This is a genomic window from Providencia sp. PROV261 (assembly GCF_028477945.1).
GTDB lineage: Bacteria > Pseudomonadota > Gammaproteobacteria > Enterobacterales > Enterobacteriaceae > Providencia > Providencia stuartii.
The window spans coordinates 158,911-175,894 of record NZ_JAMPMC010000003.1 but is presented as its reverse complement, the minus strand read 5'-3'; the positions used below and the strand labels follow the sequence as shown (position 1 = coordinate 175,894).

The window sequence follows — 16,984 nt, the reverse complement described above, 5'->3', positions numbered from 1 at the left end:
TTTCGTTAATTTTAATATAATTGAATGAGGATTGACGTTATCCAAAGCATAATGTGCTGTTCTCAGTGCTTTTAGTTATGACCAGTGTTAGGAAATAAAATTATTCCATATTAAGAGTATTACCTTTTAAGTATATTCCTAATGTTGAAATAAAAGTGATCATTTCGGCAATTTCAACATAATAGTATTTCACTTAATCCAAATTTTTTATTACCATGCGTGGTTGCTTTTTAATGTTTATCAAAAAATAAATAATTATCTTTTTAAGATAGGGAGATATCGATGTCTTACGAAAACAAAAGTGTTCCAAATGAAATCAAACGCTGGAATTGGGGGGCATTTATTTTTAATATCTATTGGGGTATTGGTAATAAATCTTATTTGCCATTACTCACATTAATTCCTTTATTGAATATAGTCTGGATATTTGTTTGTGGTATTAAAGGCAATGAATGGGCTTGGAAAAATGGCGATTATGACTCTGTTGAAACCTTTATGAAGGTACAAGAGACATGGAACAGAGCTGGGTTATTTTGTTTCATTATAAGCATTGTTGTCACATTTATTATGTTCTTCTTCTTATCTTCAATAATCGCAATATTTGGAGCAGCAGCAATGCAAGGGCACTATTAATAGCGAATATGTCAGCAAACGCTGATAATACATCAAGATTATATATATAATATGTTCGCTTATTTTCAGTCTAATCATGATTGAAAAAGAGAAAGCTGAAAAAGGCCGTTAAGGTGCTATCAAATTAAAACCCCATGTTATTATCCTCATGGGGTTTTGTTTTTGAATAAGTCAGTTTAAGTGACCACAATTAGGCAGTTTTCATTAGCTATTGGCATAAAAGATATGCTGTGGCAGTTGAGTAATCTCAAAATCGATAGCAGTCTTCATTTTCGGTATGAAATGGCCTTGATAAGAGGATTCATTGAGAGGCTGGTTTTCAATTGATATAGATGAAAAAAGTTTTTTAGACTCTAATTGATTAAAGCCCTAACCAAAAGTTAGGGCTTTGCCTGTAATATAAGGGTAACGTCCTTAATTACAACTAAAAAGAAGTACGTTTATAAGTACGATACTCTGGTTTCCAGAAGTTACGTTCAATGGCTTCATCCAATGCATTATCAGACGTTACGGTTGCAACACCTTGCACCTGTGCCTCTTTGGCGACTTGTTTTGCAATAATACGTGAAACTTGTTGGATATCAGATAGAAGTGGTAATAGTGGGCCTTCCCCTTCTTTAGCAAGTGGTGAACATTCGGCTAATGCACGACTTGCTGCCATTAACATTGTTTCAGTGACACGTTTTGCACCTGAAGCAATTACACCTAAACCAATACCAGGGAAGATATAGGAGTTATTGCATTGAGCGATAGGATAGACTTTATCCTTGTAATTTACAGGTGAGAACGGGCTACCAGTTGCCACTAGTGCTTTACCATCGGTCCAGTTAATAATATCTTCTGGGCGAGCCTCAACCCGTGATGTTGGGTTAGATAATGGCATGACAATTGGGCGTTCACAGTGTTTATGCATCTCTTTGATGATCTCTTCTGTGAATAGGCCTGCTTGACCTGAAACCCCAATTAGAATAGTAGGTTTTGCATTACGTACAACATCCAGTAAAGAGATTGAATCACTGTTTACATCCCAATCACTTAGGTTGTTGCTGCTTTGCGTTAGCTTACTTTGGAAATCGAGGAGGTTAGGCAGTTTATCGGTTAATAAACCAAAACGGTCGACCATGTAAATGCGTGAACGCGCTTGTTCATCGCTTAACCCTTCTGATTTCATTTGTGCGATGATTTGCTCTGCAATTCCGCAACCAGCAGAGCCAGCGCCTAAGAAGGCGACACGTTGATCACTGAGTTTACTCCCCGCAGCATGGCTAGCGGCAATCAAACTACCTAAAGTGACAGCAGCAGTGCCTTGAATATCATCGTTAAAGCAGCACAACTCATCACGGTAACGGTTGAGTAATGGCATCGCATTTTTTTGCGCAAAATCTTCAAATTGCAGCAGTACATTAGGCCAACGACGTTTTACCGCTTGAATAAACTCATCGATAAATTGGTCATATTCTTCGCCTGTAATACGTGGATGACGCCATCCCATATACAATGGGTCATTTAAACGTTGTGGGTTATTAGTGCCGACATCAATAACAATCGGCAGGGTATAGGCTGGGCTTATACCACCACAAGCGGTGTACAGTGAAAGCTTACCGATTGGGATCCCCATACCGCCGATACCTTGGTCACCCAAACCTAAAATACGTTCGCCATCAGTGACAACGATCACTTTAACATTTTGTTTGGTCGCATTTTGTAGCATATCATCAATATATTCACGGTTTGGATAAGAGATGAATAAGCCACGAGCACGGCGGTAAATATCAGAGAAATGCTCACATGCTTCACCGACTGTTGGCGTATAAATGATGGGCATCACTTCAGTCAAATGAGCATCAATCAGGCGGTAAAACAGGGTTTCGTTGGTATCTTGGATATTTCTTAGGTAGATATGTTTGTCGATATCGGTTTTGAAATCGATTAACTGGCGATAAGCACGCTCAACTTGTTCTTCAATAGTTTCTACCTGTTCAGGTAGGAGACCATATAGGTTAAAGCTAGCACGTTCTTCTTCGCTAAAAGCACTACCTTTATTTAGCAAAGGAAATTCAAGCAGGATAGGGCCTGCATAGGGAATGTACAGAGGGCGTTTTGTTTCGTATTCATGTTCCATGAAAAATCACTCTTTGGACGATTAAAAAACAACAGTCGATGTAGATCCTAAGGTAAACAGAAAATATGTACAGTGATTATTGATACAAAGAGTTAAAATATTTGTTAAATAGCATTATCTATATGATAAATAATATAATCGATTTTTTCACCATGGAAAGAAATTGCACTGGAATGGTCTTTTTAGCCCTTACTTTTTGTCAAATGGAAGGGATGGCCTATCTAGCTCAATTGTAGGGAAGCAAAGTGTAGGTTAAGTAAGATGTTTTCAATTAGAGCAATGTGTTAAATATACATAAGAAAAATTATAGAGTTAACCTTTTCTAAGCGATAAATATTATTCTTTATCTTACGAATTTTTTATTTTAATCGCAGCGAGCTTTGTGAGTATTAATATTTTTGATAAGAATGGTTTTATAGAAATATTAAAAGATCGTATAAATCAATTGATAATCTTTAAGTCGAATTGGGCAGTACACTAAAAAGTAGAGAAGGGCTATATAACAAATTGCCGCCATACTCTCTGGCGGCAATCAGCGATAAAACGATTAATTAAGATAAATTAACTCTTTTTGTTGGCAGCCTAGTGCCTGCAATGTATTTTCAGTGATACACCACTGTTTAACGATAGCATCTTGTTTTTCAACAAGTACCGCTTGCTCAATAGCGTGTAGGTCTTTACCTGCCATGTTTACCATAATCAACGCGGCTTGTAGAGGAGGTAAGCTTGGGTTAAATGCTGCGTTTTCAGCATAGCGACCCGTGAATAATGAGCCATCTTTTAGCTGTAGCGCAATGCCTGAGTGAGATTGGCTATAAGGGGCATGAGACTGGTTTGCCGCTTCGATAGCAGCACATAACAAGCGATTACGGCTTGGTGTGCTATAGCCGTGATCAACACTATCCATTAACAGCGTTGTGATTGCTAAATCAGCCGGTCCAAACGAATCGGGTAAATAGTCATGTAATGTTGCAGGCTGGCGCTCAGGTAAACGGATTGCGATTTTACCGCCACCGCGTAATTCATTCATAAACTGGCGGCAATGGCCACAAGGTGTGTGGTTTACGGTGATGGAAGTGAGCTGTTTTTCACCTTTCATCCATGCATGGGTGACGGCACACTGTTCCGCATGGATGGTTTGTGCGATAGCGACATGGCTAAATTCCATGTTAGCACCGAAATAGAGGTTGCCACTGATGCCTTGAGCAATCGCACCGACATTAAAGTGGGAAATTGGTGTGACGGCGTAAGCGGCTGCGAAGGGCAATAATAAAAATGCCAATTCACTATCACTATAACCACAATCAGCTTTAAGCTGATTAACTTGTTCAGCACTCAGCATCCCTTGAAAGTCTGGCGTATCAATAATGGGTTTGAGTGCGGTTTGCAACTTTTCTGGAAGTTGAGACCAAGCGGACTTAAATCTTGAATGCATGAGATACCTCCCTAATCACTTATTTACATTCTATGTAATAAATCATTAAACCATATGTGATCAATATCACTTTTCAAATGAAATAAATGAAACTCATCTTATAATTGAGAGATGTATCTCAAATTTTTGACGCGGTAAAAACCAAAAGAGGCAAATAAGCCTCTATTGGTTTTGAGTCTAGCCGAAAAGATGAAGAATAACAGGGAAGACAAAGGGGGCGAGCAGTGAGGTAATCACCCCGCAGGTCATTAAGGCTAAAGAGCTATATGCGCCTTCAATATAGTTGATTTCAGCACATCGAGCTGTACCGAGCGCATGAGAAGCGGTTCCCATTGCTAGCCCTCGTGAGGCGTGAGTGCGAATGCGCAATGCATCAAATAAGGCGTGACCAAACATGGCTCCTAGTATCCCGACAAAAATGACACAGGCGGCGCTAATAGCAGGGATCCCACCAATGGAATCAGCAACCGCCATAGCAATCGGCGTTGTGACTGATTTCGGTAAGACAGAGGCGGCGATATCCGGTGTTGCGCCGAGCCATAAAGCAATTGCAGTACCTGTAAACATAGCAACTAGGCTACCTGCTAAACAGATACTCAATAATGACTTCCATTGCGCTCGAATTTGGTGCATCTGCTCGTATAGAGGGAAAGCTAATGCAACAACAGCAGGTTGCAATAAGTCATTTAAGATCTTACTTCCCGCAAAATAGTGTTCATAAGGCGTATTGGTGAAAATCAGTAATGGAACAATGATGGCGATTGCGACTAACAATGGATTCAATAAAGGCAGTTTTAATTTTACTGACAATTTTCTCGCAATATAAAACACAATAATTGTTAGTGGTAACGACCACCAGATATGTTCTAGCATTTGTCATTCCCCTTATTTTGTTCAGTATCGCTAGTCACGCTGATAGTGTCTTCAGGCGGGAGGGGAACTTCATCAGGTTTAACCCCAACAATTTGGCGCTCTTTATGGATATAGTGGGAGCTAAAAGCCACCACGACCATGACGATTAGCGTGCTAATAAAACAAGAAACGAGAATAGGAACCAGTTGCTGACTTAATTGACCATAATAATTCATGATGCCGATACCTATTGGTACAAACAGCAAGGTCATATTTTTGAGAAGAATGGAACAACCAGGTTGCGCCCAGTGGGCTGGGATAATTTGTAGAGCTAGCAACATAAACAGTATTAGCATACCGATGATGCTACCGGGAACAGTAAATGGAAGCAGTGTTGATAACAGGTTCCCAACGATCAGACAGAGATAAAGCAGCGCAAAAGCGCGCAAATACTGCCATCCGGTTATCAGCACATATTTTAATGACATGAGACTCGTCCTATTATGCTAAGTGTATTCATCATACAATTAACTTTATAATTGTGCTATAGATCACAGTTAAAACTGCATAAAAAAAGCGGAGAATTCATCATTCCCCGCTTTTCGCTTAATAATTAACTCTTTCCCGTTTGGGAACCGTTATTTTATTTTACTTGCATACCCGGTTGAGCACCGCTGTCTGGGCTTAGCAGGTAAATATCTTTACCACCAGGGCCTGCAGCCATCACCATACCTTCAGACAGACCAAAACGCATTTTACGTGGTGCCAAGTTTGCCACCATCACGGTCAGTCGACCTTCTAATACTTTTGGATCAGGGTACGCACTGCGAATACCAGAGAACACTTGGCGAGTTTCACCGCCAATATCCAATTGCAGTTTTAATAGCTTGTCAGAGCCTTCAACAAAGTCGGCTTGTTTGATAAGCGCGATGCGTAGATCGATCTTGGCAAAATCATCAAAGGTAATCGTCTCTTGGATTGGATCATCGGCCAGTGGACCTGTTAACACCTTAGCTGGCTTAATGCTCTCTTTAGAGGCTTCCACCATAGCTTCGACTTTCGCCATTTCAATACGCGTAAATAGTGCCTTAAATGGCGCAACATCGTGGTGAGTTAACGGCGTGGTGATAGAATCCCATGTAAGCTCGATATTGAGGAAAGCCTCTGCACGTTTTGCCAGCCCTGGTAAAATAGGTTTCAAGTAAGTCATCAAGACACGGAATAAATTGATGCCCATTGAACAGATATCTTGAAGCTCTTGATCTTTACCTTCTTGTTTAGCGACAACCCAAGGGGCTTTTTCGTCGACATAACGGTTAGCTAGATCGGCGAGAGCCATTATTTCGCGCACCGCTTTACCATATTCACGACTTGTATAGGCGTCACCAATAATTTGTGCCGCGTCAATAAATTGTTGATAGAGCGCTGGGTCTGCGATGTTATCGGACAATTTCCCGCCAAAGCGTTTTGCAATAAAGCCCGCATTACGTGATGCTAGGTTAACCACTTTATTGACGATATCGCTGTTAACGCGTTGAACAAAGTCTTCTAAGTTCAAGTCGATATCATCAATACGCGATGAAAGTTTCGCGGCATAGTAGTAGCGTAGGCAGTCGGCATCTAGGTGATCCAGATAAGAACGCGCTGTGATAAAGGTACCACGAGACTTAGACATTTTGGCGCCGTTAACGGTCACATAGCCATGAACAAATAGGTTAGTTGGCTTACGATAACCACTGCCTTCAAGCATTGCAGGCCAGAATAAGCTGTGGAAATACACAATATCTTTACCGATAAAATGGTAGAGGTCGGTCTTTGAATCTTTATTCCAAAATTCGTCAAAATTGATATTGCCACGTTTGTCACACAGGTTTTTAAATGACCCCATATAACCAATTGGCGCGTCTAGCCACACATAGAAGTATTTACCCGGTGCATCTGGAATTTCAAAACCAAAATAAGGCGCATCACGGGTAATATCCCACTGCTGTAAGCCTGATTCGAACCACTCTTGCATTTTGTTGGCGACTTGCTCTTGCAGGGCACCTGAACGAGTCCACGCTTGTAGCATGTCACTAAATGCAGGCAGGTCGAAGAAGAAGTGCTCAGTATCACGCATCTCTGGTGTCGCACCAGAAACTACGGAACGTGGGTTAATCAGCTCTGTCGGGCTATAGGTCGCACCACAAACCTCACAGTTATCGCCATATTGATCTTCTGCTTTACAGGTTGGGCAAGTACCTTTTACAAAGCGATCGGGTAAGAACATGCCTTTTTCAGGATCGTAAAGCTGTGAAATAGTGCGATTTTTGATAAAACCGTTGTTTTTAAGCTTGTTATAAATGAGCTCGGATAACTGTTTGTTTTCTTCACTGTGTGTTGAGTGATAGTTATCGTAGCTAATCGCAAAACCAGCAAAATCGTCCTGATGCTCTTTGTTCACTGCTGCAATCATATCTTCAGGAGAAACACCTAATTGCTGAGCCTTCAGCATGATTGGTGTGCCGTGCGCATCGTCCGCACAGATAAAGTGAACTTCTTTGCCGCGCATTCGCTGATAACGGACCCAAATATCAGCCTGAATATGTTCCAGAATATGACCGAGATGGATTGAACCGTTAGCATAGGGTAACGCACAGGTTACCAGTAGTTTATTCGCGACTTGAGACATAGTAACTTTCTTACTTCCATTATTGAAAAGGGACTTTGATGTTAACCGATCAATTGTTTCGCGGCTAGGGTAATAAAATATTAATCCGTAATTTATGTGAAAAAGGAATTTTTTACTCTTAGTGGCTTTTCGTTAGTAAGGCGGTCACTATTTTGATGGTTCTCTGTTATGATAAATAGCAGTGAAAGAACGATAGTGTTAAAAATATAAAATAAAGGAGCCGGGATGAACGATAAATCCCCCGAGCAGAACAATCCAGAACTGCTGACTGAAAAAGTCTCCACCGTTTTGGCTTCATTTACACACCCAACACTGAAGCGTAATCTGATTTCTATCAAAGCATTACATCACTGTGCAATGTTGGATAATGTGTTGCATGTTGAACTAGTTATGCCATTCGTATGGAAGGGGCCTTTTCAGACTCTGATCAGCGAAAAAACGGCGGAACTGAAACAAGCGACTGGCGCTCATGCGGTTGAGTGGAAATTGCGTCACGATATTACCACGTTAAAACGGGCAAATGATTTGCCGGGTATTAACGGTGTTCGTAACATTTTGGCCGTCAGTTCCGGTAAAGGTGGGGTCGGTAAATCCAGTACCTCTGTCAACTTAGCGTTGGCACTTGCCCAAGAAGGGGCGAAAGTCGGTATTCTTGATGCGGATATCTATGGCCCATCGATCCCAAATATGTTGGGAACCACCATGGAGCGACCAACTTCACCAGATGGTCAGCACATGGCTCCGATTATGGCCTACGGTCTTGCGACAAACTCTATTGGATACTTAGTCACCGATGATAATGCAATGGTGTGGCGCGGGCCAATGGCAAGTAAGGCGCTAATGCAGATGCTGCAAGATACCTTATGGCCTGATTTAGATTATTTGGTTATCGATATGCCACCGGGAACGGGGGATATCCAATTGACACTGTCACAAAACATTCCTGTTACAGGTGCTGTTGTTGTCACTACGCCGCAAGATATTGCGCTGGTGGACGCAATGAAAGGGATTGTGATGTTCAAAAAAGTCAATGTACCCGTTCTTGGTATCGTCGAAAATATGAGTGCACATATCTGTAGCAATTGTGGTCATGTGGAACCTATTTTTGGCACAGGCGGCGCAGAGAGACTCGCTGAGAAATATAACACGCAATTGTTAGGGCAAATTCCTTTACATATTTCTCTACGTGAAGATTTGGATCGTGGTCAACCTACTGTGATGCGTGATCCTGAAGGGGAATTTGCGGATATTTACCGTGAAATTGCCTCAAATATCTCTTCATTGATGTATTGGGAAGGGGAAAAGATCCCGACCGAGATCTCATTCCGAGCAGTTTAATATCGGTCTCTATTTGAAGGGGCTATTTCAGTTTTCTGGGATAGCCCCTTATATTTCAATCTACTAACCATACGCCTTATCGACCAATCCCTTTCCAACTTTTCTTATTTGTTATTTGCGTATTTCTCTATTTCATTATGATAGCGTAGAATGTTTACTATCTGTTTTTTATTAATGCTTACTCGTTAGGGCTTTGATATTGCATTTTTTTCCTATGGCGGATGCCTAAAAGGTGATTATGAAATTTTTAATTTTGATTGTCGTATTAGTATTGATTGTTATCTACTTTTATAACCGAATTGTGGCAATGCGTGAGGCTGTTATATCGAGTGAAACTGAGATTTCGGTACAATTAGACCGCCGTGGAAAAGTATTTGATAGTTTACTAGCAACGGTCAAAAAATATTTAAGCCATGAGTCAGAAGTTTTCAGTAAAATTACTGAATTAAGAACTCAGGCGAAAACAGCAACAGGGGCTCAGGCGAAAGAAGCGGAAGATGCCTTGTCTAAAATGGTCTCTAGTGGTGCGATTAATGTTGCAGTAGAAGCGTATCCTGAGCTGAAATCTGATGCCATCATGGCTAATTTGCAAGAGGAGATCGTCTCCTCTGAAAATAAACTGTCATTTGCCAAACGCGGTTATAACCGAGCATTGGAAGCGTATAAAGCCTATATTGCCTCAATGCCAGCCGTTTTTATCGTTAACCTCATTCCGAGTTTAAAAATTGATAAAGATTATTGGCGTCTTGATGAAGAAGCCATAAAAAGTGAAGAGTCCCGCCGTATTAACTTTGATTAACGATAACAAATCCATTGTATTTATCAGGGAGCCTTATGCTCCCTGAAAAGTTAGGCAGGGTATAGTGTTATGGATTATAGAAACGTCATACGCAAAAACAATATCCGTACACGATTAGTCGTGGTGAGTTATATCTTCATTATGCTGATTGTTGGATTATTAGTGGATACAGCGACACATCCTGATGAGTGGGGTGGTTTTTTTGAAAATATGCTGGCATTTGCGACCTTTAAACGCTTTCCCGTTGCTACATTAATTATTTTAGGACTTACTTTTTTAGGATTAATTTATATTCATTTTCGCGGACACAAAATGATGTTAGCGGGTATGAATGCTAAAGAGATTACTGCGGAAAATGCCAGTACCGCGGAAGAAAAGCAGCTTTATAATATATTAGAAGAGCTAAGTTTAAGTGCGACTTTACGTTATGTGCCGCGTTTGTATATTTTAGATAGCGACGAGCCAAATGCTTTTGCTGCGGGTTGGAGTGCTAAAAATGCGTTGGTTGGTGTTACGCGTGGTTTATTACAAACGCTCAATCGCCATGAAATTCAGGCGGTGATGGCACATGAAGTTGGCCATATTATTCACGGCGATTCTAAATTGACACTGTATGTTGGTATCTTGGCGAATGTGATTTTGACCATCACAAACATAGTTAGCCAAATTTTTATTCGTACGGCAGGACGTAGCCGAAATAGTGCATCCAATAAAGCACAGGTGGTTTTATTAGCGCTTAATTTTATTCTGCCGTGGATAACGCAAATTCTCTATTTTTATCTTTCACGAACGCGCGAATATATGGCAGATGCGGCAGCCGTTGATTTAACAACCGATAACCAAGCAATGATCAGCGCCTTACGAAAAATCTCCGGTCAGCATGAGAAAACAGACTATGATCATTCGAGTATTGGAGATGCTTATCGTAGTGCGGCCTATATTTTTAATAAGGGGGATTCCGTGTTTTCGACCCATCCTTCGATTGAAAATCGTATTGCTGCCTTAGAAGGGCGTAAAACGTTTTAATTGTGCCTGCTGTAGGTTGATAAATAACGGCATGCCTACAGCAGGGATCTAACCGCAATCGAATTCCCCTTTCAGGCTATTTCTTCTTAATATTTAGTGTTTTTTTAGTTATCGGGGTTATACCAGAAGAGTGTTCTGCACAAGTTTCCTTGATAACACAGACATATCTCTAACATCCACCGCGCCCAATGGCACAAACCTTAAATAACCATCTGCGGCTAAAATTGAGCGCATCCTCATTATTATTTAGTTGTAAAAAATCGTGGGGAAAATATCGGCAAAGGTTGAATTTGTATTTGTCAAAAAACAAGTTAAAAATGGTGGATATCCGAATCGTCATTTTTAAAATGAGAAGGGGATTGCCCCATCTGTTTTTTAAACATAATTGAGAATGCCCCTGCACTGTTGTAACCCAACTCATAAGCCACTTCGGTAATCGATTTCCCGGACAAAATATGGGAAAGCGAGTTCAGTAGGCATGCCTGCTGACGCCATTCTGAAAACGACATGCCAGTCTGGGTACGAAAGAAACGGCTGAAGGAGCGCTCGCTTTTGTGCAGCTGTTCTGCCCACTCCCCCGGTTGCGAAGTAATAACCGGTTTGCGCATAAACTCACGGCAGAGGCGGCCGAGCTTTTCATCTCGCGGGATCGGGGCGAAAAACGGCAGTGGGGGCATACGTGCCAGTTCGCAAAGAATCAGCTGCATCAGCACCCCGTCACGCCCCTGAATATCATACTCCGCAGGGATGTCCACTGCTTCCAGCAGTAACTGACGCAGCAGCGGAGAGACACTCACCACCTCACAACTGACGGCGTGGCGCGGCTTTGCTGCTGGTTCGATATACAAACTGCGTGTGCTGACATTCAGCATCCGAGTTTCATGGGCGACCTGTTCTGGGATCCACACTCCGCAGGAAGGTGGGATCACCCATTCACCGTCTGCGGTGCTGATTTCAATCAGTCCGGTGGCCGGATATAAAAATTGTGCCCGACGGTGCGCGTGGTATTCCAGTAGGGTATCGGGCAAATAATCTGTACCGAGAGCAATGACATCCCGCGCGATATTATCCACGCTTTTTAACGGAATATTTCTCATGAAGGCCGCGCTCCCTATCTAACGGAAAGAAAAATTAGAGGGTGTTATATCAGATCCTGTTACCGTAAAACAGGTCTTTTATGGCAATAACAGAACTGAGTGCCATATCTGTATTTTTACGGCAACAAATATAAAACGTTCAGTTAACAGGAGCAGGGATCAGGCCGGAATTCAAATGCCGTTGTCTGATTTTCGCATGGCGGCAATATATTAATCCATTACTATTTTGCTGCCGCCATTCTGTTTATACAGACTTTAATTATTACCGGCTATTAAGCGATTGCCGGTGGCGTAATGTTATTTCCGGTCATTTGAAATTAAATAATATTTATTATTTCCTGATTTTTAAATGCCGCACTGTATTTCTCACTCAGGGTAAATCCATTATGAGTCATCAATCCGGTCACGATAATGAAAAATCCGGCACTCTCGGCGAAATAAGCCGACGCCGTTTCATACAGGCCAGTTCTGTATTATCTGCGGTGCCGTTTCTGGCATCCGAAAGTATTGCATCCGTTCCGTCCGATCCTACACAGATTCCTGTTCATCAAACGGATGACGGGGTTCGCATTGTACCGACATGCAGCAGTTTTGACTGCGGTGGGAAATGTGATATCCGGGCACATATCAAAGACGGAAAAGCCATCCGCATCAGTACCCGACCGGATGCGGAACTGAATGAAGATATGCCGATCATGCGGGCTTGTGTGCGCGGACGTGGTTACCGGAAATTTATTTATCACCCAGACCGCCTGAAATACCCGATGAAGCGGGTCGGTAAGCGCGGTGAAGGGCGTTTTGAGCGCATCAGCTGGCAAGAAGCAACCAGCCTGATCGCCGCAGAATGGCAACGTATCAGTGACAAATACGGCCCTGCGTCACGGTTTGTTAGCCTGAGTACAGGCGTGACCGGCGGGATTTTTTCCGGTGCGAATATGCTGCGTCGTCTGTTTAATCTGACGGGCGGGTTTCTGGAAAACTACCATTCCGTCAGTAACGGTAACACCATGGCAGCCACGCCGTATACCTACGGCACCGCCGCCAGCGGCAGCACACTTGATACCCTAGAAAATACCCCACTGGTGATCCTGTGGGGGCATAACCCGAACGAAACTATTTTCGGGCACAGTAACCACTATTTCCAGAAGATGAAAAAGAACGGCACTCGGTTTATTGTGGTCGATCCGCGCTATTCCGATACCGCCTCCTCATTGGCTGATCAATGGATCCCGATCCTGCCGACGACAGATAACGCCATGATGGATGCGATGATGTATGTCATCGTCACAGAAAATCTACATGATCAGGCGTTTATTGATAAATACACGCTGGGTTTCAGCGAAGAGCAGATGCCGGAAGGTGTAGCGGATAATGAATCACTGGTGGCCTATCTAACGGGTAAAAAAGACGGCATAGCCAAAACCCCAGAATGGGCAGAGAGAATCACTAAAGTTCCGGCGGAAACTATCCGTCAGCTGGCGCGTGAATATGCCACAACCAAACCGGCGGTGCTGATGCAGGGCTGGGGACCACAGCGTCATATCTGCGGTGAACGCAGTGCGCGCGGTGCAACGCTGCTGGCAACCATCACTGGTAATGTCGGCGTGCGCGGCGGCTGGGCGGCAGGTTACGGCATGGCACTGAATCCGGAACTGCGCAAAACCATCGCCGGACCAAAGCTGTTTGATAACCCAGTAAAAGCCAAAATCAACATCACCAACTGGGTGCAGGCGTGTGAGGACAAAAATCTGGTCACGCCGGATAACGGACTGAAAAATGCAGACAAACTCGACACCGAAATCAAAATGATTTTCTCAATGGCGGGTAACTATTTGACCAACCAAAATACCGATATTCTCCATGCCGCAAAAGTGCTGGAGGATGAATCGAAAGTCGAATTTATTGTCTGTAGCGATCTCTATCTTACCCCGAGTGCGAAATATGCGGATCTGCTACTGCCGGAAACCAGTTTTTTGGAACGCTGGAATATCGGTGGCACTTGGAGTTATGGCGATTACCTGATCCTATCTGAAAAAGCAATTGAACCGGAATTTGAACGTCGTACCGATTACGACTGGCTGTGCGACGTGGCGGAAAAACTGGGGGTTCGTGATGCATTCACCGAAGGGCATGAGACAGATCGTGACTGGATAGAATTCCTCGTCAATGATGCAGCACAAAAGCGCCCAGAAGATAATATTCCGACGTTTGATGAGCTGCTGATAAAACGCCGTCATTTATTAACTCATCGTCCGCATACCCAAAATGTGGCTTTTGAAAAAAATATTCAGGATTTTGAGAACAACCCGTTCCCGACTCCGTCCGGCAAAATCGAGATTTTCTCCAAACGCCTGTATGACATGCACAATCCGGACATTCCCGCACTATCTCATTATGTTCCAGCCATCGAAGGACCGGAAGATAGCCTTACCGCGAAATACCCGTTACAGCTGATCACTTGGAAAGGCCGCAACCGCGCGAACTCCACGCAGTTCGCTAACCCGTGGTTGCAAGAAGTGCAGCGGCAGGAGCTGTGGATTAATCCATTTGATGCGGCGGATCGCGGTATCAGTGACGGTGAAAAAGTGAAAGTACATAACGATCGCGGTATCACCATGATCCCTGTAAAAATCACACAGCGCATTATGCCCGGTGTGGTTGCATTACAAGCCGGAGCTTGGTGGCTGCCGGACAACAATGGCATTGATCAGGGCGGATGTGCCAACGTGCTCACCTCGTCACGCCGTACCGCGCTCGCCCACGGCAATGCGCACCAAACATTATTGGTTGAGGTGGAAAAAGCATGAGCAAATTCATCGTTTATCCGGCAGTCAGCAGCAAACAGTTAGGTTTTTATATTGACTCCGCCCGTTGCTCCGGTTGTAAAGCGTGTCAGGTAGCGTGCAAGGACAAAAATAATCTTGATGTCGGCCGCCGCTTCCGTCGGGTGTATGAAATGACCGGCGGCGGGTATAGCCGCAATCAAAACGGCGCACTGATTAATAACGTGTTCGCCTATACGCTTTCTATTTCCTGTAATCACTGTAAAGACCCGATCTGTGTGCGCAACTGTCCGACAACTGCGATGCATAAACGCGAAGGGGATGGCATTGTGATGGTCAATACTGATAAATGTGTTGGCTGTGGTGCCTGTGCGTGGTCGTGTCCGTACGGCGCGCCGCAGATGAATCCGGAAACAAAGCAGATGTCGAAATGCGATTTTTGTATCGATCTTCAACAAAAAGGTGAACAGCCAGTATGCGTTAGCACCTGTCCACTCGGGGCGATTCAGTTCGGCCCAATAGACGAACTGAGGGCGAAATACGGCGACCTTGATTACGTGACTGGGCTACCAGATCCGTCAATAACTCATCCGAATCTGGTGATTAACCCGCACTGGGGCGCGAACTTTGATGATATGAACAGTGAGAGAAAAGAAAAATGAATGAGTGGTCACTTTTAATTTTCACTTACATGATGAATGCGGCGGTGGGGCTGTGCGTTGTGAGTGGGGTATTTGCCATGCATTTCAGCCATCGCCTCCCGACAGACAGCTTTAAGCGTTTTATGATGCTGATGATTTTTATTATCTGCGGTATTGCGGGTATGGGATCTGTTGCATCAATTACTCACCTCGGCGTGCCACTCAATGCGCCGAATGCCATTAATAATGTATTCAGTGCTTGGCTTAGCCGTGAAGTAGTGGTTACCGCATCATTTGTTGGCGTATTGGGTATCAGTTTTCTCTGGTTGTGGAAGACGGGCAAATTTTCTTTTCTGTTATATGGTGGAGCGATGGCGATCGGGCTGTTCGATATCTTCTGTATGGCATCGATTTACCGTTATACCTCGATTCTGACTTGGAATGATATCAATACCTATCTGATGTTTTACGGTACGACGCTGACACTTGGTGCAGTGCTGTTTATTCTGCTGGTGGTGATAGTTGAGAAAACCGGACACAGAGTTGGGATTGCGCTGCCCGCTGATACATTGTCATTATCACAGCTGTGGCTGTTGTGGGGGATGATGGTGGTAAGCCTAGCTGGTCGTCTGCTGTATCAGCCATTTTATGAGCATTACCTGACCCTCACACAGTTGACTCACAAATCCATTACATTTCCGCTGTCACCGATTGATGCGTATGACAGTATCGCCGAGCTGCGGATTGGTGTCCTAGCGGCAGCCACAATTGGTGTGGCACTCTGCTGTATATCTCTTGTTCGAGCGCAGAAAAAAGCACACAACGGCGTATCGGTCTGCGGCGGGTTTATCACCGGCTGTTTACTGACTATTGCGGCAGAATTTATGTTGCGTTATGTGTTCTATTATATTCATATCTGAAGGGAGATGTAATGAATAAGACAGCTCACTATGCGGCCGCGTTTAATGTACTGGGGATCTGCTATCTGTTCCCGCCGGATGATGACAGCAACCGGATGGCGATGCGTCTGTTTACCCTGCCGGGATTTGCCCAGCAGTGGCCGTGTGAGGTGGATAGTACACTCTGCATGCAACTGAGCCGCACGGCCGCAGAGGGGGCGGAGGTACTGAAATCGGCATGGCAATCTCTGTTCGTCGGGCCTGGGACGTTACCGGCGCCACCTTGGGGCTCGGTGTATCTTGATGCGGAAGGATTGTTGCAGGGGGATTCGACTCTTGCGCTGAGCGCTTTTCTAAAACAGGAGCGGCTAAAACTAAATACCCCGTATCCGGAACCCGCTGATCACATCGGGCTGATTTTATTTCAGGCGGCGGTACTGGCATCTGAAATGCGAGAGGTGGCGGTTAATACACTGCTCAGTCAGCACCTGATGAGTTGGCTACCGCGTTATTCGCAGCGTCTGGACACGCACGGAAATAGTCCATTTTACTCCGCACTGACCCGACTGACAGTGACCACCGTGCAATCATTTATAAAAGCATAATCTTCACAGTGATTGATTACATACCCATAATCTGATGCGCCTCTTTCTCTGGGGCGTTTTTTTGTGGCAGCACCAAGTGCCTT

General features: G+C 43.8%; 14 protein-coding genes. 8 read left to right on the top strand and 6 right to left on the bottom strand.

The window, feature by feature from the left end:
- The first annotated feature begins 282 nt into the window (after positions 1–282).
- Positions 283–633, top strand: a complete 351-nt coding sequence (locus PR675_RS01245) for a hypothetical protein (protein ID WP_053110315.1) — start codon at positions 283–285, stop codon at positions 631–633.
- Between the two features lie 424 nt (positions 634–1,057).
- On the opposite strand, the gene PR675_RS01240 is transcribed toward PR675_RS01245, so the two are convergent.
- The 5 genes from PR675_RS01240 to metG form a co-directional block, all read right to left on the bottom strand.
- Entirely contained in the window at positions 1,058–2,755 is a 1,698-nt protein-coding gene (locus PR675_RS01240) for an NAD-dependent malic enzyme (protein WP_004917935.1), read from the bottom strand.
- A 547-nt stretch (positions 2,756–3,302) separates the two neighbouring features.
- Positions 3,303–4,190, bottom strand: a complete 888-nt coding sequence (cdd, locus tag PR675_RS01235) for a cytidine deaminase (protein ID WP_004917936.1) — start codon at positions 4,188–4,190, stop codon at positions 3,303–3,305.
- Between the two features lie 177 nt (positions 4,191–4,367).
- Positions 4,368–5,063, bottom strand: coding sequence for a CidB/LrgB family autolysis modulator (locus PR675_RS01230; protein ID WP_004917940.1), 696 nt, complete (start codon positions 5,061–5,063; stop codon positions 4,368–4,370).
- Entirely contained in the window at positions 5,057–5,530 is a 474-nt protein-coding gene (locus PR675_RS01225; RefSeq protein WP_014657800.1) for a CidA/LrgA family protein, read from the bottom strand. Before PR675_RS01225 ends, PR675_RS01230 begins: the two co-directional genes overlap by 7 nt.
- 155 nt (positions 5,531–5,685) lie before the next feature.
- Complete coding sequence (gene metG / locus PR675_RS01220) at positions 5,686–7,713, bottom strand: methionine--tRNA ligase (protein ID WP_004917944.1); 2,028 nt, start codon at positions 7,711–7,713, stop codon at positions 5,686–5,688.
- Positions 7,714–7,938: 225 nt separating this feature from the next.
- On the opposite strand from metG, the gene apbC reads away from it, so the two are divergent.
- From apbC to htpX, 3 genes are all read left to right on the top strand, one after another.
- Positions 7,939–9,051, top strand: a complete 1,113-nt coding sequence (gene apbC / locus PR675_RS01215) for an iron-sulfur cluster carrier protein ApbC (protein WP_004917946.1) — start codon at positions 7,939–7,941, stop codon at positions 9,049–9,051.
- Positions 9,052–9,289: 238 nt separating this feature from the next.
- On the top strand, positions 9,290–9,850 hold the full coding sequence (locus PR675_RS01210) for a LemA family protein (RefSeq protein WP_004917948.1): 561 nt from the start codon (positions 9,290–9,292) through the stop codon (positions 9,848–9,850).
- Between the two features lie 69 nt (positions 9,851–9,919).
- Positions 9,920–10,876 carry a zinc metalloprotease HtpX gene (gene htpX / locus PR675_RS01205; protein WP_053110312.1) on the top strand — a complete coding sequence of 319 codons (957 nt, stop codon included), beginning with the start codon at positions 9,920–9,922 and terminating at the stop codon, positions 10,874–10,876.
- Between the two features lie 311 nt (positions 10,877–11,187).
- Here the strand turns inward: htpX and PR675_RS01200 are convergent, their stop codons facing one another.
- On the bottom strand, positions 11,188–11,973 hold the full coding sequence (locus PR675_RS01200) for an AraC family transcriptional regulator (RefSeq protein ID WP_004917951.1): 786 nt from the start codon (positions 11,971–11,973) through the stop codon (positions 11,188–11,190).
- A 386-nt stretch (positions 11,974–12,359) separates the two neighbouring features.
- Between PR675_RS01200 and PR675_RS01195 the strand changes: the two genes are divergently transcribed.
- The 4 genes from PR675_RS01195 to dmsD are packed head-to-tail and all read left to right on the top strand — an operon-like array spanning position 12,360 to position 16,901.
- The gene (locus tag PR675_RS01195) at positions 12,360–14,780 is read left to right on the top strand and encodes a DMSO/selenate family reductase complex A subunit (RefSeq protein WP_004917956.1); all 2,421 of its coding nucleotides are present in this window, start codon (positions 12,360–12,362) and stop codon (positions 14,778–14,780) included.
- Complete coding sequence (locus tag PR675_RS01190) at positions 14,777–15,418, top strand: DMSO/selenate family reductase complex B subunit (protein WP_014657804.1); 642 nt, start codon at positions 14,777–14,779, stop codon at positions 15,416–15,418. The genes PR675_RS01195 and PR675_RS01190 overlap by 4 nt, the downstream gene beginning before the upstream one ends.
- The gene (locus PR675_RS01185) at positions 15,415–16,317 is read left to right on the top strand and encodes a dimethyl sulfoxide reductase anchor subunit family protein (protein WP_060560681.1); all 903 of its coding nucleotides are present in this window, start codon (positions 15,415–15,417) and stop codon (positions 16,315–16,317) included. The genes PR675_RS01190 and PR675_RS01185 overlap by 4 nt, the downstream gene beginning before the upstream one ends.
- A gap of 11 nt (positions 16,318–16,328) precedes the next feature.
- Positions 16,329–16,901, top strand: coding sequence for a Tat proofreading chaperone DmsD (gene dmsD / locus PR675_RS01180; RefSeq protein ID WP_060560682.1), 573 nt, complete (start codon positions 16,329–16,331; stop codon positions 16,899–16,901).
- Positions 16,902–16,984 lie beyond the last annotated feature (83 nt).